This is a genomic window from Saccharophagus sp. K07, assembly GCF_014336955.1.
Taxonomy (GTDB): domain Bacteria; phylum Pseudomonadota; class Gammaproteobacteria; order Pseudomonadales; family Cellvibrionaceae; genus UBA5868.
In genome coordinates this window covers 157,063-179,279 of the sequence record NZ_QRAI01000002.1, presented here as the reverse complement: position 1 = coordinate 179,279, position 22,217 = coordinate 157,063, and the positions used below count along the sequence as shown (strand labels likewise).

The following is a 22,217-nucleotide window of genomic DNA, read 5'->3' as shown; positions in this document are numbered from 1 at the left end:
AGTTCATTTGTCATTAAGCGCTTTTTGACCACAAGGTTGCTACCATCGGCACACATTACAACCACAACCCGAAGGGTCTGCACCCGGGCAATTCATCCAATGGGTACTCTCATGGTCAAACGCAATCAACTCACCAGCAAATTGAGCGGCACCGTTGCTTTATCTTTGGCGCTGATACTGACGGCCTGTGGCGGCGGAACTGGCTCTTCCAGCAGTTCCAACTCCTCATCTTCTAGTTCGTCGTCCAGCTCCAGCTCTTCCAGCTCCTCCAGCTCATCTTCGTCCAGCAGCTCAAGTTCGAGCAGCAGTTCTTCTAGCAGCTCGTCCTCATCAAGTTCATCGTCCAGCTCTGGCGGCGGCTCTTTGTCTTCCTACTTCGATCAATTCCCCTGCGGGGTGAATTACGAAGCCATTGGCAATGGTGGCTGGAGTGCGTGTTATCGCGTCCAAGGCGGCATGGCTGCGTGTAATCCATCCGGAAATCCGAAATCACAAACGCTGGTGAAATGGAATAACGGCACAGCTATCACCAACGTCACTCACATTAACTCCGTTGATGACAACAACGTGGTAGTAGTGACCGATGACGGCAAAGCCTATTTCGGCAATATGAACAATGTTCCCTCCACTCCGATTGTCGACAGCGGCGCGATTGCCTCCACCGGCGGCAAAAACCCCATGTGTGTGCTGGTGAAAAACGGCAATAAAAAAGATGTGTTGTGCGGCAAAACCAATCTGACCCGCCCTGCATTGCCCGCCGATTTCGACGTTATGCAGCTCAGTGCTGGTTACGGCTTGGTGTGCGCACTCAACCGCCAAGGTGAAGCCTGGTGCTGGTCCGATGGCGGCAACTTCGGCGGCGGCTTGGGCACCGTCGTACAAAACACCCCATCGAAATTCCCCTTCTCTGAACCTGTGATCTTTATTGCTGCTGGTCAAAACGGCGTTTGCGGTATCAAACAGAGCGGTGGAGCCGAATGTAAATTCAGTTATTACGACAACCGCTTCCTGCCCTCTGCCAATATGGATCAACTGGGCGTAACTCCTGCCAACTTCGCGCCGAATGTCAAAGCTATTCAAATGGCGTACGGCAAAGGCGTATTCATCAATAAAGATGGCTCCGCCCAATACTATCCAGGCCCAACCACCTTAAACGTTGGCAAAGCCGTCGCTGCCGGTGGTGACCGTGCGGCTATCACCGTGGTTAATGAAAATGGTGATGTATACGTCGTTGATGGCGGCACGGCTTCATTGGTAAGTGGCCAGTACAAAGCGGAACCGGCGCGCTGTTCTTTGTAATAACAAAAAGGAAATCCGCAAATAAAAATGCCGGCAGAATCAGCCGGCATTTTTTTGTCTTTAAACTCGTAAATCTTTATTCAAGGGATTCATTCAAACTCCATCCACCCCCAAGCGCCAAATACAGATCCACTGCAGCTCTCAATCGATCCAATCTCTGTTGGGCGAGTTGGTCGCGGGCTTGGAAAACAGTGCGTTGGGCATCAAGCAAACTTAATAAATCGTCCCGCCCTTCACGGTAACGCGCTTCAACCAATTGCAAAGTGCGTTCAGCTTCCTTCAGAACTTCCATCTGTCGCTGTTCTAATTCTGCGGCGACAGCGCGGCGGTCGAGTGCATCGTTGACTTCCTGCACGGCAGTCAAAATATTCGCGCGATAACGTTCAACCAAGGTCACGCGTTGAGATTCACTCAATGCCACCTGATTGCGTATACGTCCAGCAGAAAATAGCGTCTGCGCCAAACTCAAACTCCAACTGAGTGTATCTGTGGGTTGCGCAAGCGAAAATAAAAATGGCGATCCGCGACTGGCAGAACCCGTTAACTGGACACTCGGCAACAAGGCTGCACGCGCAGCGGCGACATTGGCATCGGACGCTTGTAATTGCGCTTCCGCACTTGCCAGATCCGGGCGTCGCGTCAATAAATCCGCCGGAATACCAGCGGAAATTTCCGGCACACTTAAGCTCATTAATTGTTCTGCGTTTTCATTATGCAGAACAAAATTTAATGACGATTCACCCACCAATAATGCCAGTGCCGCGCGACTCTGACGCGCTTGCAGTTGCAGCGGAATCAAAGAGGACTGCTGACTGAGCAAATTAGTGCGCTGGCGCGACACTTCAGATGCGGTAGCGACACCATTGCGATACCGCGCCTCGACAATTTGCGAAGTGCGCTCGGCAATACGCAGATTTTCCTGCGCGGTAGCGATGCGTTGCTGCAACACCAACCACTGAAACCACGCATTGGCAACTGCACCATTGATACTTAATTCCGACGCGACCTGATCGTACTGGCTAGCATTAAAATTGGCTCTGGCTGCATTAATATCTGCAGAAACCCTTCCCCACAAATCCACTTCGTAACTGGCGCCGAGACCTAAACGACTGGATTCATTTTTTTGCCACTCCCCTCCATCAAAACGGGAGCGTCCTGAGCCTGTGCTGCCACTGATATTAAAAGAGGGAAAAAGCGATGCGCCAGCAATACGCATTTGCAACTCCGCCTGCCGCACACGCTCAGCCGCAATGCGCAGATCAGGATTTTGCTGATGCGCTAATTCGATCAATTGATTTAATTGCGGCGACTGAAAAGACGCCCACCAATCTTTTTCAATCTCTACGCTTGGGACAATTTCTGCAGCGGCGTTTTGCACTTCCTGGGGAACATCGAATGCTGGCCGCTCCACTCTTTGAATGGAATGACAGGCAGTCATCGTCATTATCGACGCAACCAACAACCCGCGAGTTAAAACGTATTTTTTATTGTGCGAGGTTTTGGTCGTCGGAGTGCTCAGGGCACCGTGCGGCTTTCTGGAATCGGCGTAACCCCCCTGCAGGTGTGAGGCTTTCAGAAAACCGGCCGGCACCCGCCGTTGCAATTTACGAGCGAGATTCAAAAGAAATAAAAATTGCATCGTTAAAACCTCATTTGAACACAAGCTCGCGCGAGCGAATGCCGAAATAGCAAATCATTATTGTGGAAAGAAGTAGTGATCTTAAATTTTGCAGCGAGCACGGAGCCGGAAGTCTTTTGGAAAGCCTCGCGTCCCGGACGGACGCGGGGCAGCCCCCAGGGATGGGTTTACGGCGTTTTCCAAAAGACTTCCGGATTCGTGCGCTCCCAGTTACGAAGCTCATGCCCAAAATCATTCCGAAGCCAATGCCGCCACCGGATCCAATCCAGCTGCTTTGCGCGCTGGCAAAAATCCGAAAATCAATCCGGTCGCAAACGCACAACTAAACGCCAATACCACTGGCATAACCGAATAGGAAACCGGCGTACCCAATACACCCACCAATGCTGTAGCCGACAAACCTAAAACCACCCCGATAATGCCGCCCAGCGCCGACACCACCAGAGCCTCAATCAAAAACTGCTGCAAAATATGTCGCCGGCGCGCACCCGTCGCCATACGAATACCAATTTCCCGCGTCCGCTCCGTCACACTCACCAACATAATATTCATCACACCGATTCCACCCACCAGTAGCGAAATTGCCGCAATTGATGCGAGCAAAATCGTCATAGTGTTTTGCGTTTGCGAAACCGTATCGATCAGCGATGCCATATTGCGGATCGTAAAATCTTCCGTGCCGTGACGCGCGAGCAACAATTCCTGTGCGGCGGCTTGAGTTGCATCCATCAACGCGGGATCAGTAACCGCAATCGTGATATTGCGCAAAAATGTCTGACCAAAAATTCGCAAGCTCCCCGTGGTAAATGGCACCAACACCACATCGTCCTGATCCTGCCCCATAGGCGATGCGCCGCGCTCGCTCATCACGCCGATCACCTGGAACAAAATATTGTTGATGATCAAATACTCTCCGAGCGGATCCCGCCGACTGAATAATTTATCGGCGACGGTTTTGCCGAGCACCGCAACAGTCGCGTAGGTACGCTCGTCCTCTTCGGAAAAAAAGGTTCCATGAGCCACGTCCCACTGGCGCGCATAAATAAAATTGGAAGAAGTCGCATTGACTTCTGCGCTGTGATCTTCCGTGTCGTAGCGCAAGGTGTAACTGCCGGTTAATTCAGGCACCGCAATTAAATTCGGCAATTCGTTGAGAGCGTTGACGTCCTCGGGCACCAGAGTCGAAACGCCCCAGCGGCCACCGCGCATATTGGGGCCGCCCGGGCGCACCAACAATAAATTACTGCCCATGGCGCTGATGCTTTCCACCACCGCCTGTTTAGCCCCATCGCCAATCGCCAACATGGTGATCACCGACGCTACACCGATCACAATTCCGAGCAGCGTTAACACCGTGCGGAAAATATTGCCGAACAGGGAGCGCATGGCAGTTTTGCCACCAGCGGCGATCTCATCAATTAATGACGGCTCGCCGTGTGCGATAGCGTTATCCATGGATTGCAGCGATTTAGGCTCGGATTTCGGCCCCGCATCCGCCACTACACGCCCGTCGCGAACTTCGATCAAACGATCTGCGTGTGCAGCCACTTCCGCATCGTGGGTAATCAAAATAATGGTGTAACCCTGCTCGGATAAATCCTTCAGCAGTTTCATCACCTCGACGCCGCTGCGGCTGTCGAGTGCACCTGTAGGTTCGTCGGCGAGAATAATCTTGCCGCCGTTCATCAGCGCGCGCGCAATGGACACCCGCTGCTGCTGACCGCCGGAGAGCTGGTTGGGTTTGTGATGCAGACGCTCGCCCAAACCGAGCCGCGCCAGCAGGCCCGCGGCGCGGTCGTGACGCTCCTGGTGGGTCATGTCGGAATAGGTCGCCGGCATTTCCACGTTGGCCACGGCGCTCATGCCCGGCAGCAGGTTGTAGCTCTGGAAGACGAAGCCGAAAAATTCCCGGCGCAGGCGCGCCAGTTCGTCGTGATCGAAGGTGGCAACATCCCGGCCTTCAAACAGATATTGCCCGCCGGACGGACTATCCAGACAGCCAATAATGTTCATCAGGGTGGACTTACCGGAACCCGAAGCCCCCATGATGGCGACAAACTCGCCGGGGTAGATCTTCAGATCGATACCGTGCAATACCTGCGTTGCCACTTCCCCGTTGTGATAAACCCGCGTGATGCCATGCAACTCGATCAACGGCGTGCGTTCAGTGGGAGATGACATTAGCGCATCATCCTCATGCCGCCGCCGAAGCCGGGTCGATTCGCGTTAGCTGCTTGCGCGCTGCTGGCGTCGCCGAGGATGACCTGCTCGCCTTCCTTCAAGCCCGACAATACTTCCGCGCGCACCCGGTTGCTGACACCAACGGTGACTTCGCGCTCTTCAATCTGGTCACGCCCAACCAACACTCTGACCGTCGCTTTGCGCGGAGTATTGGGATCCAAGGTTTCCCGGCGTCGCTCGCCACCACCGTTTGGTGGACGTCGTTCAGCAGCACCTTCCGGGCGTGGACCGCTTGGTCCTGGGCCAGGACCGGCCGCCGGGTTGGCGCCTGCAGGAGCCGTGTTATCAGCTCTGGGAGCCGGGCCTTCACCTTTTATGGCAGGGGCATCACCGCCCTTCTGGAAATTAAGCGCCGCCACTGGAACCTGCAGAACATTGCGCGCCTGTGACACCACAAAAAACACCTGTGTGGTCATTTGAGTCATCAAGACGCCATCAGGGTTGGGCACATCGAACAGTGCGTTATAGAGCACCACGTTGTTAAGAACGGTCGGCGTAGGCTCGACGCGATCCAGGGTGCTGTACCAGCGTTTACCGCCGCCGCCAAAGGTGGTGAAGTAAACCTGCATGCCCACCTGCAATTTGCTGATATCCGCCTCGGAAACCTGCGCTTGGACGGTCATGGTGGAGAGGTCGGCGATACGCAGCACGGTGGGCGCCACCTGATTGGCATTCAGCGTCTGGCCCTGGCGTGAGGTCAAGGACACAACAGTACCGGTCATAGGAGCGTAAATGCGCGCATATTCCAGGTTGGCTTCTTCCACCTGCAAGTTGGATTGGGTTTGCCCCAATTGCGCTTTGAGGGATTCCAATTGCGCTTCAGCGGATTGCAATTGCGCTTCGGCAGATTGCAGCTCTTCCGCGGTGGTGGCGTCTTCCTTGAGCAGATTCACTTGGCGTTGATATTTGATGCGGGCCAGCTTGAGCTGCGCTTCCCGCTCTTTGAGCTGCGCCTGCTGGTTGCGCAACTGCGCGCGGGTTCCTTCCACCCGGGCGGCATAAACGGTCGCATCTATCTCGGCGAGCAAATCGCCCTTATTAACCTTGCTGCCCACATCCACATGCAGCACCTTCAACTGACCGGATACCTGCGCCCCCACATCCACGAAATCCCGCGGCTGCAGCACGCCCGTCGCCGTTACCAGGTTTTCGATAGTGCCGCGTGTGACGGTCGCTGTGGAGAAGCGGGCCTGCCCGCCGGACTCGCGCATGAACAACCAGACTGCGATCAACCCCACCACCAGCAGCGCCAACAACAGCCATTTATAGCGGGCAAAAAAACTCGAGAAACTTGATCTCATGACAAACCTTCAATAGAGCGGAACGGCAACAAAAATTTTTTGGAATGGGCAGATTATAGAGGCTGGGGGGAAATATTTATTCCCGCAGGGTGAGAAAAGAAATGTAAAGTTCCATGGATTTGTGTAAACAGAGAGGGATTTGTGTAAACAGAGAGGGAAAATGGCCAAAAATCAACCTGGGACTATAGACATCGAGCCCGGACTGAGTGAGGGATAACCTATGACTCTTATCAAAACCGCGCGATTGAACTGCATTTTTGTACTGACTGCCTGTACCGCTCTCAGCTCTGCTGACGATTCTTCCCCAACGGACTTAGGCCGCTATATCAATACAAGCGGCTTTGAGGTCGTAGCCCCGCCGTTAAATAGCGCTAATCATCGCAAGATGGTGGAAGAAAAATTCAGTCTGGCGGGCAATCCGGATATTAAAAGGGAAGAGGTAAAGATATTTCTAAAGGATAAAGAGAATTCTCCACTTCATATCGGCTTTATCGCTTTGACCTACGAAAATTCACCAGCAGCCGAATCCGCCTTACAATCCATCCAAACCGAAGGACATTTTAAAAATAGCAAGATTTTGACGCCGTATAAGGCACAACGTGAAAATAAGACATTATGTATTGTTTATTCTGAAACCTATTTTCATCCTGAGCGAGAATCCATTTCCGAGACCTTACTGCAAAACTGCGCTGATTTTGCAGCTCAGGCAAAGTCTCCTTAATAAACTCAACTACCGGCCACGGCTGCTGCCACGGCCAATAAATCCTCACTCTCCTCAAACTCCACGTGCCCCATGGGCACACCGCCCATATCCGGCAGATAGTGGGCTATGCCTTTGTGGCAGTCGATGCAGGTTTTTTCTCTGCTTGCCAATAAAGTGGAATGCATTTCCCGCGCGCGGGGAGATTGCAAGGTGAAATCCATATATTCGAAATTATGGCAATTGCGACATTCCAGCGAATCGTTTGCTTTCAAACGCCGCCATTCCCGTTCCGCCAGATGCCGGCGTTTGGCTACAAATTTATCGCGGGTATTAATTGAGCCGAAGATCCACCCCCACACTTCCTTTGAGGCTTCCATTTTGCGCGCAATTTTATAGGTCCAGTCGTGTGGCACGTGACAATCGGAACAAACAGCGCGCACACCGGAGCGGTTGGTGTAATGGATTGTTGGCTTTAATTCCTGGTACGGGTTGTCATGCATCTCGTGACAGGTAATGCAGAATTGTTCTGTATTGGTGAATTCCAACGCTGTATTGAACCCGCCCCAAAAAATAATGCCGGCGATAAATCCGCCCATGCTCAAGGTGCCAAGTCCGATATAAGTCGAAGGCCGTCTGAAGATGCGCCAATATTCGCCGAGCATTCGCCACATAATTTACTCCGCGTTTCTTTCCAGACTTTTTTGCAGAACCGTGTCGATGCTCTGAAAATCGTTTTCCACTGCCCGCGGCACATCATGCTGCTCCACATGGCATTGCAGGCAAAAATACCGGCGTGGTGAAACTGCGGCGAGCGCTTGATTATCCCGGTCCAGAAAATGCGTAATACTCACCATAGGCGCGCCGGTTTCCGGGCTGCGACCTCGGCTGTGACAGCTCAAACACTGATTAAAATTTTTATCCACCTGATAATCGCGAATGGAATGCGGAATGGTGGGCGGTTGTTCGGGATAATTGCGCGGCGAACGGCGGCCTTGCACCAGTTCCCGCGGAATTTGCGGCGGGGAAAATTCGCGGCTCAAAGTGCCGCCGGGTCTGACGCCATCCAGCGCTGGGGCATCCAAGGGAAATTCGCGGGCTGCGCTATCTTGTACTCCGTTATCCTGCACTCCGTTATCGCCAACCCTACTATCCTGAGCAAATGCAGCGAGAGGCAGCCATAAAAACAAAAATAGGATTCGTTTCATAAGTGCTCGCCTCCTACGCCAGTTTGATCAGCTCAAGCCGGACCGCACATTTTTTGAAATCCGTCTGCAATGAAATAGGATCCGTCGCGTCCAGGGTCAATTTATTGACCAGCCGATTGGCATCGAAGAACGGAATGTAAACCAGCCCGCGCGGTGGTTTAACCCGGCCGCGGGTTTCCACCCGGCCGATCATTTCACCGCGTCGACTGACTACACGAACTTCACTGCCGCGGCGAAACCCTTGCTCGCGCGCGTCTTCGTAATTCATATAAATCAGCGCTTGCGATACAGCGGCATTCAGTTCCGGCACACGCTGTGTCATGGAACCCGTATGCCAGTGCTCCAGCACTCGTCCGGTGCTGAGCCAAAATGGATATTCCGCATCCGGCGCTTCCGCAGGTGGTTCATAAGGCACGGCAAAAATCAGTGCACGTTTATCCGGGTACCCATAAAACTGCACACCACTGCCTTTTTCCACATAAGGGTCATAACCTTCGCGAAAACGCCAGCGGGTTTCTTTGCCATCCACCACCGGCCAACGCAAACCCCGCTCTCGATGATAAGTGTCGAACGGCGCGAGATCGTGCGCTTTGCCGCGACCAAAGCTGGCATATTCTTCAAACAATCCTTTTTGTAAATAAAAACCAAATGATTTCGCCTCATCGTTGCGGTAATTGGCCTCGACATCCGACACAGGAAATTGATCCACCTGACCGTTGGCGAACAACACCTGATACAGGGTTTTACCGCGATAGCCAGGTGCTTTTTGCAGCAACTCCTGCGGCCAAATCTCTTCGGTTTTGAGATATTTGGAAAATTCCACCATCTGCCATAAATCCGAGCGCGCCTCGCCCGGCGGTGGCACCAGTTGATGCCAAAATTGTGTGCGTCTTTCAGCGTTGCCAAATGCGCCCTCTTTTTCCACCCACATGGCGCTCGGCAAAACCAAATCCGCCGCTTGAACGGACGCCGTCGGATACACATCGGACACTATGACGAAAGCTTTGGGGTTGCGCCAACCCGGAAGCGTTTCCTGCATCAAATTCGGTCCGGCCTGAATATTGTTGCAAACCTGTGTCCAGTAAACGCGAATAACTCCGTCTCTTAATTTGCGACTTTGCGTGACTGCGGCAAATCCCACTTTGTCGGGAATAGTGCCTTGCGGTAATTTCCAGATTTTTTCCGCTTTGGCGCGATGCTCCGGATTGGTGACCAACATATCGGCCGGCAAGCGATGGGAAAATGTGCCGACTTCACGCGTAGAACCACAAGCGGATGGCTGACCTGTAAGAGAAAATGGGCTGTTGCCGGGTTCGCTGATTTTGCCGGTGAGCAAATGAATGTTGTAAACCATATTATTCGCCCAAACACCGCGAGTGTGCTGGTTAAATCCCATGGTCCAGAGCGACATCACTTTAATTTTTGGATCGGCATAAATTTCCGCAAGACGTTTTAACCGCTCCGCCGGAACGCCGGTTTCTTTTGCCGTATGTTCGAGCGTGTAGGGTTTTACAAAATTGGCAAAGTCATCAAAGGTAATATCCGTCCAGGTATTGGCTTTATCTGCGCCAGTGGCTTTGATTTGGCGCGGATCCTCCGGGCGCAACCCGTAGCCAATATTGTCCTGCCCGCGCACAAAACGCGTATGTTTATTGACAAATTCGCGATTGACTTTGCCACTTTGAATAATGTGATTGGCAATGTAATTGAGAATAATCAGATCGGTATGCGGTTTAAAAATAATGGGAATATCGGCCAGCTCAAAAGTGCGCGTTTCGTAGGGCGACATAGTCACCACTTGTACATGCTCATAAGACAAACGCCGATCGGTAATGCGCGTCCATAAAATCGGGTGCATTTCCGCCATATTCGAACCCCAGAGCACAAAAGCATCTGCGTGTTCAATATCGTCGTAGCAGCCCATTGGCTCATCGATTCCGAATGAACGCATAAAACCGGCGACAGCGGAGGCCATACAGTGACGCGCATTGGGATCCAGATTATTACTGCGCAACCCGCCTTTAAATAATTTGCTTGCAGCATAGGCTTCCCAAATGGTCCATTGACCCGATCCGAGCATGGCGACACTTTCCGGACCGGCGTCGCGAATCGCTTCGCGGAATTTGTCTGCCATAATGGCGAAAGCCTGTTCCCAGGAAATCGGCTTAAACTCACCGTTTTTATCGTACTGTCCGTTCTTCATGCGCAATAAGGGCGTGTGCAGACGATCCTGGCCGTACATGATTTTCGACAGAAAATAACCTTTCACACAATTTATGCCGCGATTCACCTCGGCTTTTACATCGCCGTGTGTCGCCACCACGCGATCGTCTTTGGTTGCGACCATTACACTGCATCCCACACCGCAAAAGCGGCATGGCGCTTTATCCCATTTGAGCGCGGTTAATTCCCGATTAGTAATTAAATTGGCCGCTTCCGGTGGAACGGGTAAGCCTGCTGCAATAGCGGCTGCCGCAGCCGCATTGGCTTTGGCAAACATCCGGCGAGTCAGTGTCATGGCTGTTCAGGCTCCTCCGTCAGTATTTCGTGATAAACCAACGCAGCACTAAGACAACCCGGCTGCGCGGCAAGATCATCCAAAGTATTAAGAATTGTGCGCTCGCTGTCTGCTTCGATAACCACCACCAATTTTCCTTGCGCACTTTCCGCGTGGATTTCCGCACCGGGCACATGGCCAAGCCAATGTTTTACGGCAGGCATATATTTCGGCCACACATGAACAATCACACTAGCGATATGCAGCGGTTTATTTTTGGGCATATCTGTTGCAATTAAACAAGCCATGGAGAAATCCAAGTTAGACGGGCCCGCGCGGCCCAGCAATCAACTGATACATCCAAAACACAAAGCCGTACCCACCGACCACAGCAACGGAAAGAATGGGAAATAAAAAGACAATAATGAAAATAAAGAGACGCCACTCCTTGGCTTTTAGATCGGTAATTTCGCCTGCATTATGATCGCTTCGGTTATAGCTGTCGTTATCCTGCGAGTTCATAAGAGAACCCTCTTTTTATTTTTTGATTCAGGCAATTTTTATTTCTGCTGCGTTTTTCTTTCTGCTGTGATTTTTCAGCTTCCTATTGCAGTTTAGCCAACAAATCTTTTCCACTACAAACTTCACACGTTATTTATTTGGATAAAAAAGCAATACAGTTCGTCAGCAAACATTAAAAAGAGCCATTTATCGGCCCATCATGAATCCACTATTTTTTTGGCGCACGAATGGACGGGTCTTTTAGGTCCTAAGACCTCGGTTCAAAGCAGAGACCTATCGGGCTTAAAAGGGAAAATTTGTTGAATATGTCGTTCTCTTGCGGCTCGTTTCCTGGCATTCTTCCGCAGTCTTTTCCATTCCACTCGTGATTGCCATGTCGAAAAAATACCGCGTTATCTCTCAGGCAGCCCCTGTCGCGGGCAAATCCAAGCTGGATGTCCACAAAGCGCTGCTGAAAATGAACCTCAAACCCGAGCAGGTGCAACTGTTGCTGCTCAAGCCTTTGGTGATCAAAAAAGGGCTGGATAATCAGCAAGCCCTGGAATACGCCGAGCGCTTTTCCGCCGCGGGGCTGCGGGTAAAAGTTGAGTCCTACGAAGTGGCCGAACCACCCATAGTCACCAGTGTGGAAAAGCAGCGGGACGATCTGTACAAAGAGCTGCTGCGCACCTTCGCCAATCCGTTACGCCCCGCAGGACTGGAAGGCCCGCCGCAATACAATTCCGCCGGCGCCATACTGGCGGCTCTCCCGGCGCCGGCTTTGTACCTATTATTGGTGGCTTTTACCGCCGGACTTTTGCTTTGGTACTTAGCCACAGGACACGCCGCTTTATTCAGTGGTTTGGACTTGCCAGAGGCGCTTGCCACACCGATAAAACTGGTCACTTTGGTGTTGCCGTCCCTCGCGGGAGTCGTACTACTGGCATTTTTGCTCTCGCCTTTCTGGCCGCGCCCGGCACCGCAAGCGCGGGTTGCACTCGAAGCCAAATCTCACGCGCGTTTTCACCATCTGATCAGCCAAGTCACCGCTGCCATGGATGTAGCGGCACCCGAGCACATCGAGATTTCCCCTTCCGCGCAAATATCCGTGCAGGCGGCGCGCGGCATTTTCAGCACGCGTCGCGGGGATCTGCGCTTGGTGATTGGCTTAAGTGCTGTAGCTGGCATGAAGGTGGACGAATTTATGGCCGTGGTCGCGCAGCAGTTCGGCCGCTTTTCCAGCCCATCCGCATCAGCAGCGTCCATCTGGACTGAATCCATCAACCATTGGCTCGCCGAACAAACGAAAGAAGGTGGCCACTGGGACGAACGTCTGAATTTGTGGCGGGAATCCTATAACACCAAGCTTGTGCATCTACTGATTGGCGCAGCCAAATCTCTGCGCATGCTGGTACGAAAATTATTCGCCGGCCTGCTGGAGCTTAACCGCAAAACCACGGGCGGCAGGTTAAAAGATATTGGAGCCAGCGCGGACCTGTATTTGGCGCGGGTGGTTGGCAGCAGCCGTTTCGCAGCGACCCGTGCAAAACACAAGGCTCTGAGACAAGGCGTAGAGGATATTTACGCCTTGAATCATGCAGCGCTTTACCAACGCGAACAGCTGCTGACCAATATCCCCGCCGCAGTCGCAGAAATCACCCAATCCACCGAAACGGCGAGCGCGCCCGCCGTAGAAACCACCGAAATCGAAAGTCTGCAAACGGCCGCGATGCTCAATTGTGATCCAGCCGCCCAATTGCTGTTCGAAGAGTTCGACAAACTGTGCGAGGCCGCTACACTGCGCAGCTACCATCGCCGCGGCATTTCTGACGCGGACCGACTGCTGGTCGCCAATCAAAATATGCTGGCCGATCGGCAAGCCATACTGACGCAGGCGCGGGTACAAGCCATAGCCGCTTCTGCCCCGAGCCCGATAAAAGAAGACGGCACTGTAGATTGGCCCGGCGATGAGAGCGACAGAAAGTCCGGAGAAAAGAGAAGTACTGGAGAAAAGAATGGAGAGTTTGCGTAGCCTCGGCGATACCACGTTCCGCTGTTATGAAGCGGGCGACGGCGCCGAGACGGTGATTTTTGTCCACTGCTCAAGCGGCAGTTACAAAGAGTGGCGATTTGCGCTGGCAGATTATCAGCGCAAATTTCATGTTCTTGCGCCCGATCTGCTCGGTTACGGCGCCAATCCGACCTGGCCATCGCCGGTCAATCCTTATTCCGTCGACGATTTTGCGCTGCTGCTGTCCCTGATTCCCAACGACCGTCCATTTCATTTGGTGGGCCATTCCTACGGGGCGATATTGTGTCTGGAAATTGCCCGGCGCTTGGCTTTACAAGGCCAGCAGCCCGCCAGCCTTTTTCTGATCGAACCACCCGCAGCCTATGCCCTGCGCAATTTATCCTCCCACTGGTCGACCTTTCTGAAAGTCAGCGGCAAATGCCGCAGCGCCGTTGCCCAAGGTTATTTCGCCAAAGCCGCGCGCGCATTTATGGGATATTGGATCGGCCCTTTAGGATGGCTGCTGGCACCGCGCCAACAAAAAAGCAAAATCATCGCCTCCATGGGCAAAGTGGCCTACGAATTCAGCCTGCTCTACGACAATCCCACCACTTTCAAGGACTACGCCATCCTCACCTGCCCCACCACCCTGGTATCCGGCTCCCGTTCACCTCGCATGGTCGCCGCCATAAACGAAGGCTTTCTCGCCCATTTGCGCCGAGCACGACATAAATTAATTAAAGGCGCAGGGCATATGTGCCCATACACCCATCCACAGGAAGTAAAAGAATTATTGGATCGGCATATGGGGTGGGCAACTAAGGAATAGAACTCGTAGTCATGGCGCTACCCCTATGACAGTGCACAGGGAGGTGTAATGGGGATTATCCTTCTCCTTAAGGGCGTGAATGACTTTTTTTACTACATCTTGAGAACTAGTAATGAAGTCAGGTTGTCGAAGCCCGCGATTTAAACTCTGCATATGCGAGGCATCGTCGGCGAATTTCTGGATTTCAGTCTGTTCGAAATCGGTATCAAATAGTAGTCCCAGCTTCTTGTGCCACTGTGATACACAAGGTTTTTTGAACCCGAGATATGCCTCCAGAAATTTGCGTACTAAGTTAGGAGCTGTGTACGCCTCATATAACGACGGATTTTGTGACGATGAAAATTTATAAAGCTGATCAAAAGTGAACTGATATTCCGATTTGTATTTTCGAAGAAGCTCCGGCATATCCTCTAATATCGAATGCCATTGATTATTAGCATCCAGAAACCGCCTAATGTAGTAAGCGGATGCAGTTGTATGGTTTCTATATTGTTTTCCGGCATCGAACCAACTGTCCTTAAGGAGCGTATATAACTCATTGTTATGTGTCGATACAAACATTTGCAAACAAGGTTCTAGTTTCTTTGTAATCAATGCATATATGGCGTAAATATGGTTCGAGTCCAAGCTTGATATAGGATCATCTATAAAGACGATAGTTTGACTCAGCAGCGTTCCATTATTTTCAAGACTAGCCAAAAAGTAAGCAAAGGTAATTGCAGTCTTCTCACCTTCGCTAAGATTGTAAGCAAGTTTCCCATCGCGCCTAAACTCAAACGCTCCATCCGACGCTTCCATAACAGAAATACTGTTATCTGGCAAAATAAAGTGAATCAACTCATTAATCTTTTGTGCAGCAACAGATTCCCGTTGAATCCGCTGTTCAATTGCCGCCCTCTTTTGAACTATATCTTGCAGTAGAGCATCTGCCTTTTCCAATTTTTTACCTTCTATATCGATAGCATCGCTCTTTTTCGAAATCTCATACTCCGTGTAAAAAGTCGCCGCATGATGACTTTCAATTGCTTTCTTGGCTTCCTTTTTTTCTTGATCAATTTTAATAAATTTTTTATTGTGTTCTTCAATGAGAGAATTTATATCCAATATGATTTGAGATATCTCTGAAGCGCGTCCCACATCCACAACACAATCCAGCTCTGATTCAATAGCTAGCTGTTTTCGTCTAGCAAGTTCCATTAATTCATTTTTAACATTACCCGCCCACTCAAACCACTCTAAAGCCCTCTCCCGAAGATTGTTAAAAATGCCTCTAAGATCAGGGATCAAATCACGTTGATCAGGTAGACCAATAGTGGGATCAATGACTTCAATTTTTTCAATAGCGCATCAACGCTTCCAACTAACCGATTATATTCGGCAGAGAAATGCTTCCTTAGGGAATTCAACCGATCAGCCGAAATTGTAGAACCACAAAACTCACATTGATCCGTATCCTCGTGATACTGCAAACCAGCCCGAACCCAAGCTTCCAGATCACGCCTCTCTTTTAGTCTTGATATAGCCTCGTTGCTGGCTGTTTTACGCATCACATCAGCGAGTTCTTTATACAAAAGATCCAAGTCAATAGAATATTTCTCTACTGGATCGAGACGTTTCCACTCATCTGTACTACGTAAAAGAGTCAACTTACCTAGCTGTGCTTCCTCCGTCAGGAAAAACGCTTCTGGCAAAGCCTTAACTCGATCAATATCCGCATTTAGCTTTGTTCGATTGTATGTTTTATCACCTGTCAACAAAGCAACATTGCTTGCACGTAACGTTTTAGAGTTATCCAACTCTTTTTGCATGCTTTGACGCTTACCTGTGATATTCCTTTTAATGACATCTACTTTTGCCTCATGCTCATTCAGACGCTTGATTCTACGCCGCAAATGAATAGTGTCTTGCCCCACAATGAAGATTGCGGGAGCTTTATTCTCTTGCTGAAAGTTATTGTCAATGAAATCTCGGTTAAAAACCTTTATATGCGGCAGATTCAATTGAGAAAGACTGGTTCGCGTCAACTTAACGCCACTTCCGAGTTCAACATCGAACTGGCAACCTTGCCATTTAGATAGCTCATTGGGATTCGCCAGAATGTGAAATAGACGCGAGAGGGTAGTTTTCCCTGAGTAATTCCAACCGTATATGAGATTACGCTTTTTAAAGCTTGAGTTTTCGCCCCACCCAAAGTTCCGATAATTCCCAAAATTGGTTATTTGATTAATTTTGATGATCATGCTTTTCCGACTCATTTCACATCTACAATAGACCAACAAGTGGCCTTAAGAACATCCGGTTTTCCCGCATAGAAAGGGTCAGAAGGGCATATCGGCAGCGCATCTCATAACTTGAGACTTTTTCCAGGCATAGCTAATAAACACGTTCATTGGCTGACAGACCGCTCTATATATACCTAGGGAGCCTCTGGTTAAGTCCAAAAATTTGGCATAATTAGCACAGCTCAACTCTTAGGGTAATCGATTATGAATCAGCTCACTTTTGCCGAAGCCGAATATAACGCAAAGAAGCGCAAAACCCGGCGGGAAAAGTTTCTCGAACAAATGGATACGCTGATTCCCTGGAAGCAATTGGAGCGCAAGATCCAGCGGCATTACCCCAAAAATGGCCAAGGGCGCCATCCCTACCCGTTAAATGTCATGCTGCGAGTTCACTGCATGCAGCTGTTTTACAATCTCAGCGACCCAGCTATGGAGGATTCACTGTACGAGATCGAATCCATGCGCAGATTCGCAGGCTTGAGCTTGAGCGGTTCCATACCGGACGAAACCACTATTTTGAAATTCCACCATTTGTTAGAGCGCTACAATTTAGGCGAAGCCCTTTTTAAAGAAGTGAACCGCCATCTCGACAAACAGGGATTAATACTGAAAGAAGGTAGTATTGTTGATGCCACTATTATCGAAGCGCCCACCTCGACCAAAAATGAAAATGGTGAGCGTGATCCCGAAATGCATCAAACCAAGAAAGGCAACGAATGGCATTTTGGGATGAAAATACATGTTGGCGTGGATGATACTTTGGGTGTTGTTCATACGCTAACTACCACGTCTGCCAATGAGCACGATATAACGCAATTGTCGGAACTGCTGCACGGCGAAGAGGGTACCGTTTGGGGCGACGCGGGATATCGCGGCGCAGAAAAAAGACCCGATCTAAAAGATGTGGAAGTGGATTGGCTAATTAGTCAGCGTCCCGGTGTTCGCAAAACATTAAGAGGAATTGCCGCACGGGCAGAAAAAGCCAAGGCCCAAGTGCGAGCGAAAGTAGAGCACGTATTTTTAAAGATCAAACAGCAGTTTGGCTATGCCAAAGTGCGTTACCGGGGACTCGCCAAAAATACCAACCGGCTTTATGTTTTAGCGGGTTTTGCAAACCTGCTTACCTGCAAGAAATTCTTGCTGACCTAGGGTCAGTGCGCCTTAAATCTGGCAATTGGCCAGATTTAAGGCAAAACAAGTAGGAAAAACGGGAAAAATCATGCCTTTTCCGCCATGAATGAAATTGAGAATTATTCAAAAAATATGAGTGAAAAAATTTGAACTTAATCAGAGCTTCCTTAGATAAAATAGGGTTAAATAAGTTGGTTTTCGGATCTGGCCAGCCTCTGGTTACAGGAAGTCAGCTTAAAGATCTCGAACTTAGTTTTCCATCACCAAAAGAGCAACAAAAAATATCCGATTGTCTCTTGTCCCTCGATGCGCTGATCACAGCAGAAACAGAAAAACTCGATGCCCTAAAAACCCACAAAAAAGGCCTGATGCAGCAGCTTTTTCCTGTTGTGGAAAGTGAGGCTGGGTCATGAGTGAAAAAAAGCTAACCACCCCACCCCTTCGGGGCACCCCTCCTTTTCAGGAGGGGAGTCGTAAAAACTCTCCCCCTGATAAGGGGGAGTACCCCGAAGGGGGGAGGGGGTTAAATAACCTGCCGGTTCTGCGCACATTTCGTAAAGAACTACGCAACCATCTTACTCCTGCGGAGGCCAAGCTATGGACTTACCTGCAACGCTCACAGTTAGGCAAGCGTAAGTTCAGGCGTCAACACAGTGTTGGCTTTTACATTCTTGATTTTTATTGTCCCGCAGAGCGTTTAGCGATCGAACTGGATGGCGCTGCGCATGACAGTGAAGAAGCTCAAGCGCGTGACCACGAACGTGATCTTTTTTTGACCTATTGCCGCATCAAGGTCTTACGTTTTGAAAACCAACGCGTGTTCCTGCAGCCGGAGGCCGTGTTAGCAGAAATAGCGGGTCATTTTGGTTGGCTTACGCGAGGAGCGGCACTATGAGCAACTTGATTCTTTACAACCAATATCTCGCTCAAAATTAAACATGGAGGCATCAAAATATGATGCAACAAGCAAGTTATAAAGGAACCTGGGATCGATACGAGGATATACGCAATCTGGCGCGACAGGTTGCGCATGAGCAACTGCCGGGTTTTATCAAAAATAGACATGGGCATTTAATTTCCAAAGAGGCGGTCGCGCTGAGTGGCCTGGATCATTCTGTGTTTCGCATCTTGTCGAAGTGGGGCGGAGAGAGGCGATTAGCTCCTTGGGATTGGGAAGACGTGCGCAAAAAGTATAAAACGCATCCCAAGCGATTTGAATTGTCAGTATGGCATCGGCAAGTTTTGTGTGGCGCCAGTATTGGTAGACCGACATGGAGCGGCCATAAGTTAAGGCTTGATTTAATCGAGGCAAACCCAGATGGGTCTCCGCTTGAGGGAAAAATTGCAGATATCGTGATTATCGCAGGCCGATTCTATGCTAAAGCTATTGGTGCAACCCAGATCAGAATCATGTATCCGATTAACGATAAGGTAAAAGAGCATTACCTGGGGCTTGGCGGGTTTTCATTTGATGCCAAGGGCAACTTTTGCTATCAGGATTTATAAACATGGCCGATAAAAAACCACCCGAAGAAACTGATGCAGAAATACTGGAACGGCTTCGCAAGTATGCTCAAGAGGCTAAAAAGGGTCTTTTCTCAGAAAAAGACGCTGACTTTGAAGAACGCGGACTAATCTCCGGAAGCCCTGATCTTTGCGAAAAAAGCGATGCAGAATTATTTCCGGATGAGCCTGAAGAATACAAGCCGTCTGAAAGAAAGCCACGAATTGTAATTAACAATGATCCAGATAAAAAATAGCGTCTGGGCAGACCTGTATATGAACTGTGAAATTGTGTTGAAGTGGAATGCGGGGAAGCCGGATTTAGTAGGGTTGTATTTCGTGGCCGTTAAATATGGCGCTAGCGCGGGAGAATTTCAGTTTGCTAGATGGGACGGGGAAAAGTGGGATTTGCAACCCACTGGTGATGTGGAAGCATTTGTTGATATTGAGAGTTTTAAAAATCAATTGAGCGTCCAGTGGCCCAACGCCGCTAAAGCGCCATCTGCCGGGAAAAAGCCTGATAAAGATTTATGGGAAGAGGTGTAGGAGTTGAATGAGCAATGCCGCCGTGGTGTTTGACAGTCTTGATGCAATATCCACCCATCTGCGCGAGCGCCTAGAACAGAAAAAGTACATTCTGCTATTTGCCTATAACGGCACCGGCAAGACACGCCTGTCCATGGCCTTCAAGGAGCAAGGCAAGCAGGGCGATGGAACTCGCGATACCTTGTACTTCAACGCCTTCACCGAAGATCTATTCAGTTGGGACAACGACCTGGACGCCGATGCTCAGCGGGTGCTGCGCATGAATACAGATTCGCACTTTTTCGATGGGCTGCAAGAGCTGGAGATGGAAAGCCGCATCCGCCCGTTGCTGCGGCGCTACGCGGATTTTGATTTTACAATCGACTACGTGCAGGGAACGGTCAGCTTTTTTAGGGAGCTTGCGATTGATGGGCGTACAGAAACTGTCGAGCACATCAAAGTCTCTCGGGGCGAAGAAAATATTTTTGTTTGGTGTTTCTTTCTTGCCGTCGCTCAATTGGCGGTGGACGAACAGGAAGCCTACGCCTGGGTGAAGTACCTTTACATCGACGATCCGATTTCGTCCCTGGACGACAACAACGCTATCGCCGTAGCCAGCCATTTGGCACATCTGTTAAAAGGCGGCAATGGCAAAATCAGGACTGTAATATCTTCCCATCACCATTTGTTCTTTAATGTGCTGTGCAATGAGTTGGGCAAGGCCCAAAAGTATTTCCTCAGCAAGGACGCGGGTGGATTCTTGCTAACCGATACGGGCGACACGCCACGTTACCACCACGTCGCTCTGCTAAAACAACTGCATGAGGTAGCGGTATCTGGCCAGATTTACACCTACCACATCAATATTCTGCGCAGCCTGCTGGAGAAAACCGCCACCTTCCACGGCTTCAATAATTTCTCCGCCTGTATCAAGAAGGAAAAAGTCGACACCGATGGCATTCTCCATGCCCGCTTGGTGAATGTCCTCAGCCACGGCAATTACTCCCTGTTTGAGCCGCAGGAGATGCTGCCGGAGAACAAAGATTACTTTCGCAAAATTCTGCGAGATTTTATGGCGAACTACCGCTTTAATCCGGAGCTGTTTCCCGCCATGGATGACGACCGCATAGGGGTGGAAGCTAGAGCAGCGCAGGATGCCAGAGCCGAGGTCAACCTATGAGTGAGCTGATTCTATACACCACAGAAGACGGCCAGAGCCGAATTCAGCTGCGGGCCGATAACGATACGGTGTGGCTCAGCCAGTTGGAGATGGCCGAACTGTTCAATGCCACCAAGCAGAATATCTCGCTACACCTTCGCAATATCTTTGCCGATGGTGAGCTTGACCCTCAGGCAACTGTCAAGGATTCCTTGACAGTTCAAAGTGAAGGTCGGCGTGAAACAAGCTCAAACACAGGCCAAAAGATTAACCATTAGGCAAAATCAATTATGACCAAAGAACAATTAAGCCAATTGGGCAAAACCCTCTGGGCCATCGCGGACGACCTGCGCGGCGCTATGAATGCCGATGACTTCCGCGACTATATGCTGTCGTTTCTGTTTTTGCGCTACCTGTCTGATAACTACGAGGCAGCTGCGAAAAAAGAGTTGGGGCGTGATTATCCCAAGATGAAAGACGACGATCGTCGCGCACCTCTAGCGGTTTGGTATGCAAACAACGCCGAGGATGTCCCCGCGTTTGAAAAACAGCTGCGCCGTAAGATGCACTATGTGATTCACCCAGATTACCTGTGGAGCAGCATTGCCGAGTTGGCGCGCACGCAGAAATCCGAGCTGCTGCAAACTCTGGAGCGCGGCTTTAAATATAATGCGCGCTCTATTTCCAACAGCATGGTGGCGAGAATCACGGCGGGAAAGGCCACTACGATCATGCCGGCGAAGATCAACATGGCCCAGCCGAAGATCGGCAGCTTATCCAGCGACATACCCGGCGGCCGCGTGCGCAGTGTGCCGACGATGATTTCGATAGCGCCGGCAATGGCGGAAATTTCGATAAAGCCAATCCCCAGCAACCAGAAGTCGGCGTTATCGCCGGGGGAAAACTCCATCAAGGTCAGCGGCGGATACATAAACCAGCCGCCTTTGGGCGCAAGGTCGTAAAAAATGATGGAGAAAAACACGGTGCCGCCAATGACATAGGCCCAAATGGCAAAGGCGCTTAAACGCGGAAACGGCAGATCGCGCGCGGCGAGCATTTGCGGCAGCAGCATCACCCCCAAGGCCTCCATGGCCGGCACCGCAAACAGAAACATCATGGTGGTGCCGTGCATGGTGAACAGCTGGTTGTAAAAATCCTGACTGACCAGATCGTTATCCGGCACCGCGAGCTGGGTGCGCATAATCAGCGCCAGCACTCCCGCCAGCAGAAAAAACACAAAGGCCGCGCCTATGTAGAACAGGCCGATCACCGTGTTATTCACCGCCGTCGGCAGGCGCCAGCCGGTAGGGGTTTGCCAGATGCGCAGCAGCTCTTCCTTCTCACCCGGCGGGCGCGGACCTGGATTGGGCAAATTGAGATCGGTCATGGCA

23 protein-coding genes and 1 pseudogene are annotated in these 22,217 nt (G+C 50.6%); 13 read left to right on the top strand and 11 right to left on the bottom strand.

The window, feature by feature from the left end:
* Positions 1–99 precede the first annotated feature (99 nt).
* A complete protein-coding gene (locus tag DWB84_RS07345) occupies positions 100–1,299 on the top strand; it encodes a hypothetical protein (protein WP_187409609.1) in 1,200 nt (399 codons plus the stop codon).
* A 76-nt stretch (positions 1,300–1,375) separates the two neighbouring features.
* Here DWB84_RS07345 and DWB84_RS07340 read toward each other — a convergent pair whose 3' ends face one another.
* The 3 genes from DWB84_RS07340 to DWB84_RS07330 all read right to left on the bottom strand — a co-directional run bounded on the left by DWB84_RS07340 (position 1,376) and on the right by DWB84_RS07330 (position 6,480).
* Entirely contained in the window at positions 1,376–2,938 is a 1,563-nt protein-coding gene (locus DWB84_RS07340) for an efflux transporter outer membrane subunit (protein ID WP_255428892.1), read from the bottom strand.
* 231 nt (positions 2,939–3,169) lie between these two features.
* Positions 3,170–5,119 (bottom strand): MacB family efflux pump subunit, encoded by a 1,950-nt coding sequence (locus DWB84_RS07335; RefSeq protein ID WP_187409127.1) that lies wholly within the window; start codon positions 5,117–5,119, stop codon positions 3,170–3,172.
* Positions 5,119–6,480, bottom strand: a complete 1,362-nt coding sequence (locus DWB84_RS07330) for an efflux RND transporter periplasmic adaptor subunit (RefSeq protein WP_187409126.1) — start codon at positions 6,478–6,480, stop codon at positions 5,119–5,121. The genes DWB84_RS07335 and DWB84_RS07330 overlap by 1 nt, the downstream gene beginning before the upstream one ends.
* A 220-nt stretch (positions 6,481–6,700) precedes the next feature.
* Here DWB84_RS07330 and DWB84_RS07325 point away from each other — a divergent pair, with 220 nt between their 5' ends.
* Positions 6,701–7,201: a hypothetical protein gene (locus DWB84_RS07325; RefSeq protein WP_187409125.1), complete on the top strand. Its 501-nt coding sequence runs from the start codon at positions 6,701–6,703 to the stop codon at positions 7,199–7,201.
* 5 nt (positions 7,202–7,206) lie between these two features.
* On the opposite strand, the gene DWB84_RS07320 is transcribed toward DWB84_RS07325, so the two are convergent.
* Genes DWB84_RS07320 through DWB84_RS07300 form a run of 5 tightly spaced genes read right to left on the bottom strand, consistent with a single transcriptional unit; the run spans position 7,207 to position 11,407 of the window.
* The gene (locus DWB84_RS07320) at positions 7,207–7,854 is read right to left on the bottom strand and encodes a NapC/NirT family cytochrome c (protein ID WP_187409124.1); all 648 of its coding nucleotides are present in this window, start codon (positions 7,852–7,854) and stop codon (positions 7,207–7,209) included.
* 3 nt (positions 7,855–7,857) lie between these two features.
* The gene (locus DWB84_RS07315; protein ID WP_187409123.1) at positions 7,858–8,388 is read right to left on the bottom strand and encodes a nitrate reductase cytochrome c-type subunit; all 531 of its coding nucleotides are present in this window, start codon (positions 8,386–8,388) and stop codon (positions 7,858–7,860) included.
* Positions 8,389–8,401: 13 nt separating this feature from the next.
* Positions 8,402–10,906, bottom strand: coding sequence for a nitrate reductase catalytic subunit NapA (napA, locus tag DWB84_RS07310; protein WP_187409122.1), 2,505 nt, complete (start codon positions 10,904–10,906; stop codon positions 8,402–8,404).
* Positions 10,903–11,193, bottom strand: a complete 291-nt coding sequence (locus DWB84_RS07305; protein ID WP_222868083.1) for a chaperone NapD — start codon at positions 11,191–11,193, stop codon at positions 10,903–10,905. Before DWB84_RS07305 ends, napA begins: the two co-directional genes overlap by 4 nt.
* A gap of 13 nt (positions 11,194–11,206) precedes the next feature.
* Positions 11,207–11,407, bottom strand: coding sequence for a periplasmic nitrate reductase, NapE protein (locus DWB84_RS07300; RefSeq protein WP_187409121.1), 201 nt, complete (start codon positions 11,405–11,407; stop codon positions 11,207–11,209).
* A gap of 373 nt (positions 11,408–11,780) precedes the next feature.
* Here DWB84_RS07300 and DWB84_RS07295 point away from each other — a divergent pair, with 373 nt between their 5' ends.
* A complete protein-coding gene (locus tag DWB84_RS07295) occupies positions 11,781–13,418 on the top strand; it encodes a hypothetical protein (protein WP_187409120.1) in 1,638 nt (545 codons plus the stop codon).
* Positions 13,402–14,226, top strand: coding sequence for an alpha/beta fold hydrolase (locus tag DWB84_RS07290; RefSeq protein WP_187409119.1), 825 nt, complete (start codon positions 13,402–13,404; stop codon positions 14,224–14,226). The genes DWB84_RS07295 and DWB84_RS07290 overlap by 17 nt, the downstream gene beginning before the upstream one ends.
* Positions 14,227–14,235: 9 nt before the next feature.
* Here DWB84_RS07290 and DWB84_RS07285 read toward each other — a convergent pair whose 3' ends face one another.
* Positions 14,236–15,513 (bottom strand): AAA family ATPase, encoded by a 1,278-nt coding sequence (locus tag DWB84_RS07285; RefSeq protein WP_187409118.1) that lies wholly within the window; start codon positions 15,511–15,513, stop codon positions 14,236–14,238.
* On the bottom strand, positions 15,510–16,466 hold the full coding sequence (locus DWB84_RS07280; RefSeq protein WP_187409117.1) for an AAA family ATPase: 957 nt from the start codon (positions 16,464–16,466) through the stop codon (positions 15,510–15,512). The genes DWB84_RS07285 and DWB84_RS07280 overlap by 4 nt, the downstream gene beginning before the upstream one ends.
* Before the next feature lie 246 nt (positions 16,467–16,712).
* Between DWB84_RS07280 and DWB84_RS07275 the strand changes: the two genes are divergently transcribed.
* The 9 genes and pseudogenes from DWB84_RS07275 to DWB84_RS18980 all read left to right on the top strand — a co-directional run.
* Positions 16,713–17,657, top strand: coding sequence for an IS5 family transposase (locus tag DWB84_RS07275; protein WP_187409116.1), 945 nt, complete (start codon positions 16,713–16,715; stop codon positions 17,655–17,657).
* Between the two features lie 128 nt (positions 17,658–17,785).
* Positions 17,786–18,052, top strand: coding sequence for a restriction endonuclease subunit S (locus DWB84_RS07270; RefSeq protein WP_187409115.1), 267 nt, complete (start codon positions 17,786–17,788; stop codon positions 18,050–18,052).
* On the top strand, positions 18,049–18,534 hold the full coding sequence (locus DWB84_RS07265) for an endonuclease domain-containing protein (RefSeq protein ID WP_187409114.1): 486 nt from the start codon (positions 18,049–18,051) through the stop codon (positions 18,532–18,534). Before DWB84_RS07270 ends, DWB84_RS07265 begins: the two co-directional genes overlap by 4 nt.
* 59 nt (positions 18,535–18,593) lie before the next feature.
* Entirely contained in the window at positions 18,594–19,145 is a 552-nt protein-coding gene (locus tag DWB84_RS07260) for a hypothetical protein (protein WP_187409113.1), read from the top strand.
* Between the two features lie 2 nt (positions 19,146–19,147).
* Positions 19,148–19,399, top strand: a complete 252-nt coding sequence (locus tag DWB84_RS07255) for a hypothetical protein (protein ID WP_222868082.1) — start codon at positions 19,148–19,150, stop codon at positions 19,397–19,399.
* On the top strand, positions 19,380–19,688 hold the full coding sequence (locus tag DWB84_RS07250) for a hypothetical protein (protein ID WP_187409112.1): 309 nt from the start codon (positions 19,380–19,382) through the stop codon (positions 19,686–19,688). The genes DWB84_RS07255 and DWB84_RS07250 overlap by 20 nt, the downstream gene beginning before the upstream one ends.
* A gap of 7 nt (positions 19,689–19,695) precedes the next feature.
* The gene (locus tag DWB84_RS07245; RefSeq protein ID WP_187409111.1) at positions 19,696–20,847 is read left to right on the top strand and encodes an AAA family ATPase; all 1,152 of its coding nucleotides are present in this window, start codon (positions 19,696–19,698) and stop codon (positions 20,845–20,847) included.
* Entirely contained in the window at positions 20,844–21,104 is a 261-nt protein-coding gene (locus tag DWB84_RS07240; RefSeq protein ID WP_222868081.1) for a hypothetical protein, read from the top strand. The genes DWB84_RS07245 and DWB84_RS07240 overlap by 4 nt, the downstream gene beginning before the upstream one ends.
* A gap of 12 nt (positions 21,105–21,116) precedes the next feature.
* Positions 21,117–21,434 (top strand): annotated as a pseudogene (locus DWB84_RS18980) (type I restriction-modification system subunit M N-terminal domain-containing protein); the annotation flags it as partial.
* Here the strand turns inward: DWB84_RS18980 and DWB84_RS18975 are convergent.
* Positions 21,413–22,213, bottom strand: a complete 801-nt coding sequence (locus DWB84_RS18975) for a cbb3-type cytochrome c oxidase subunit I (RefSeq protein ID WP_255428891.1) — start codon at positions 22,211–22,213, stop codon at positions 21,413–21,415. The pseudogene DWB84_RS18980 and the gene DWB84_RS18975 overlap by 22 nt on opposite strands.
* Positions 22,214–22,217: the final 4 nt, after the last annotated feature.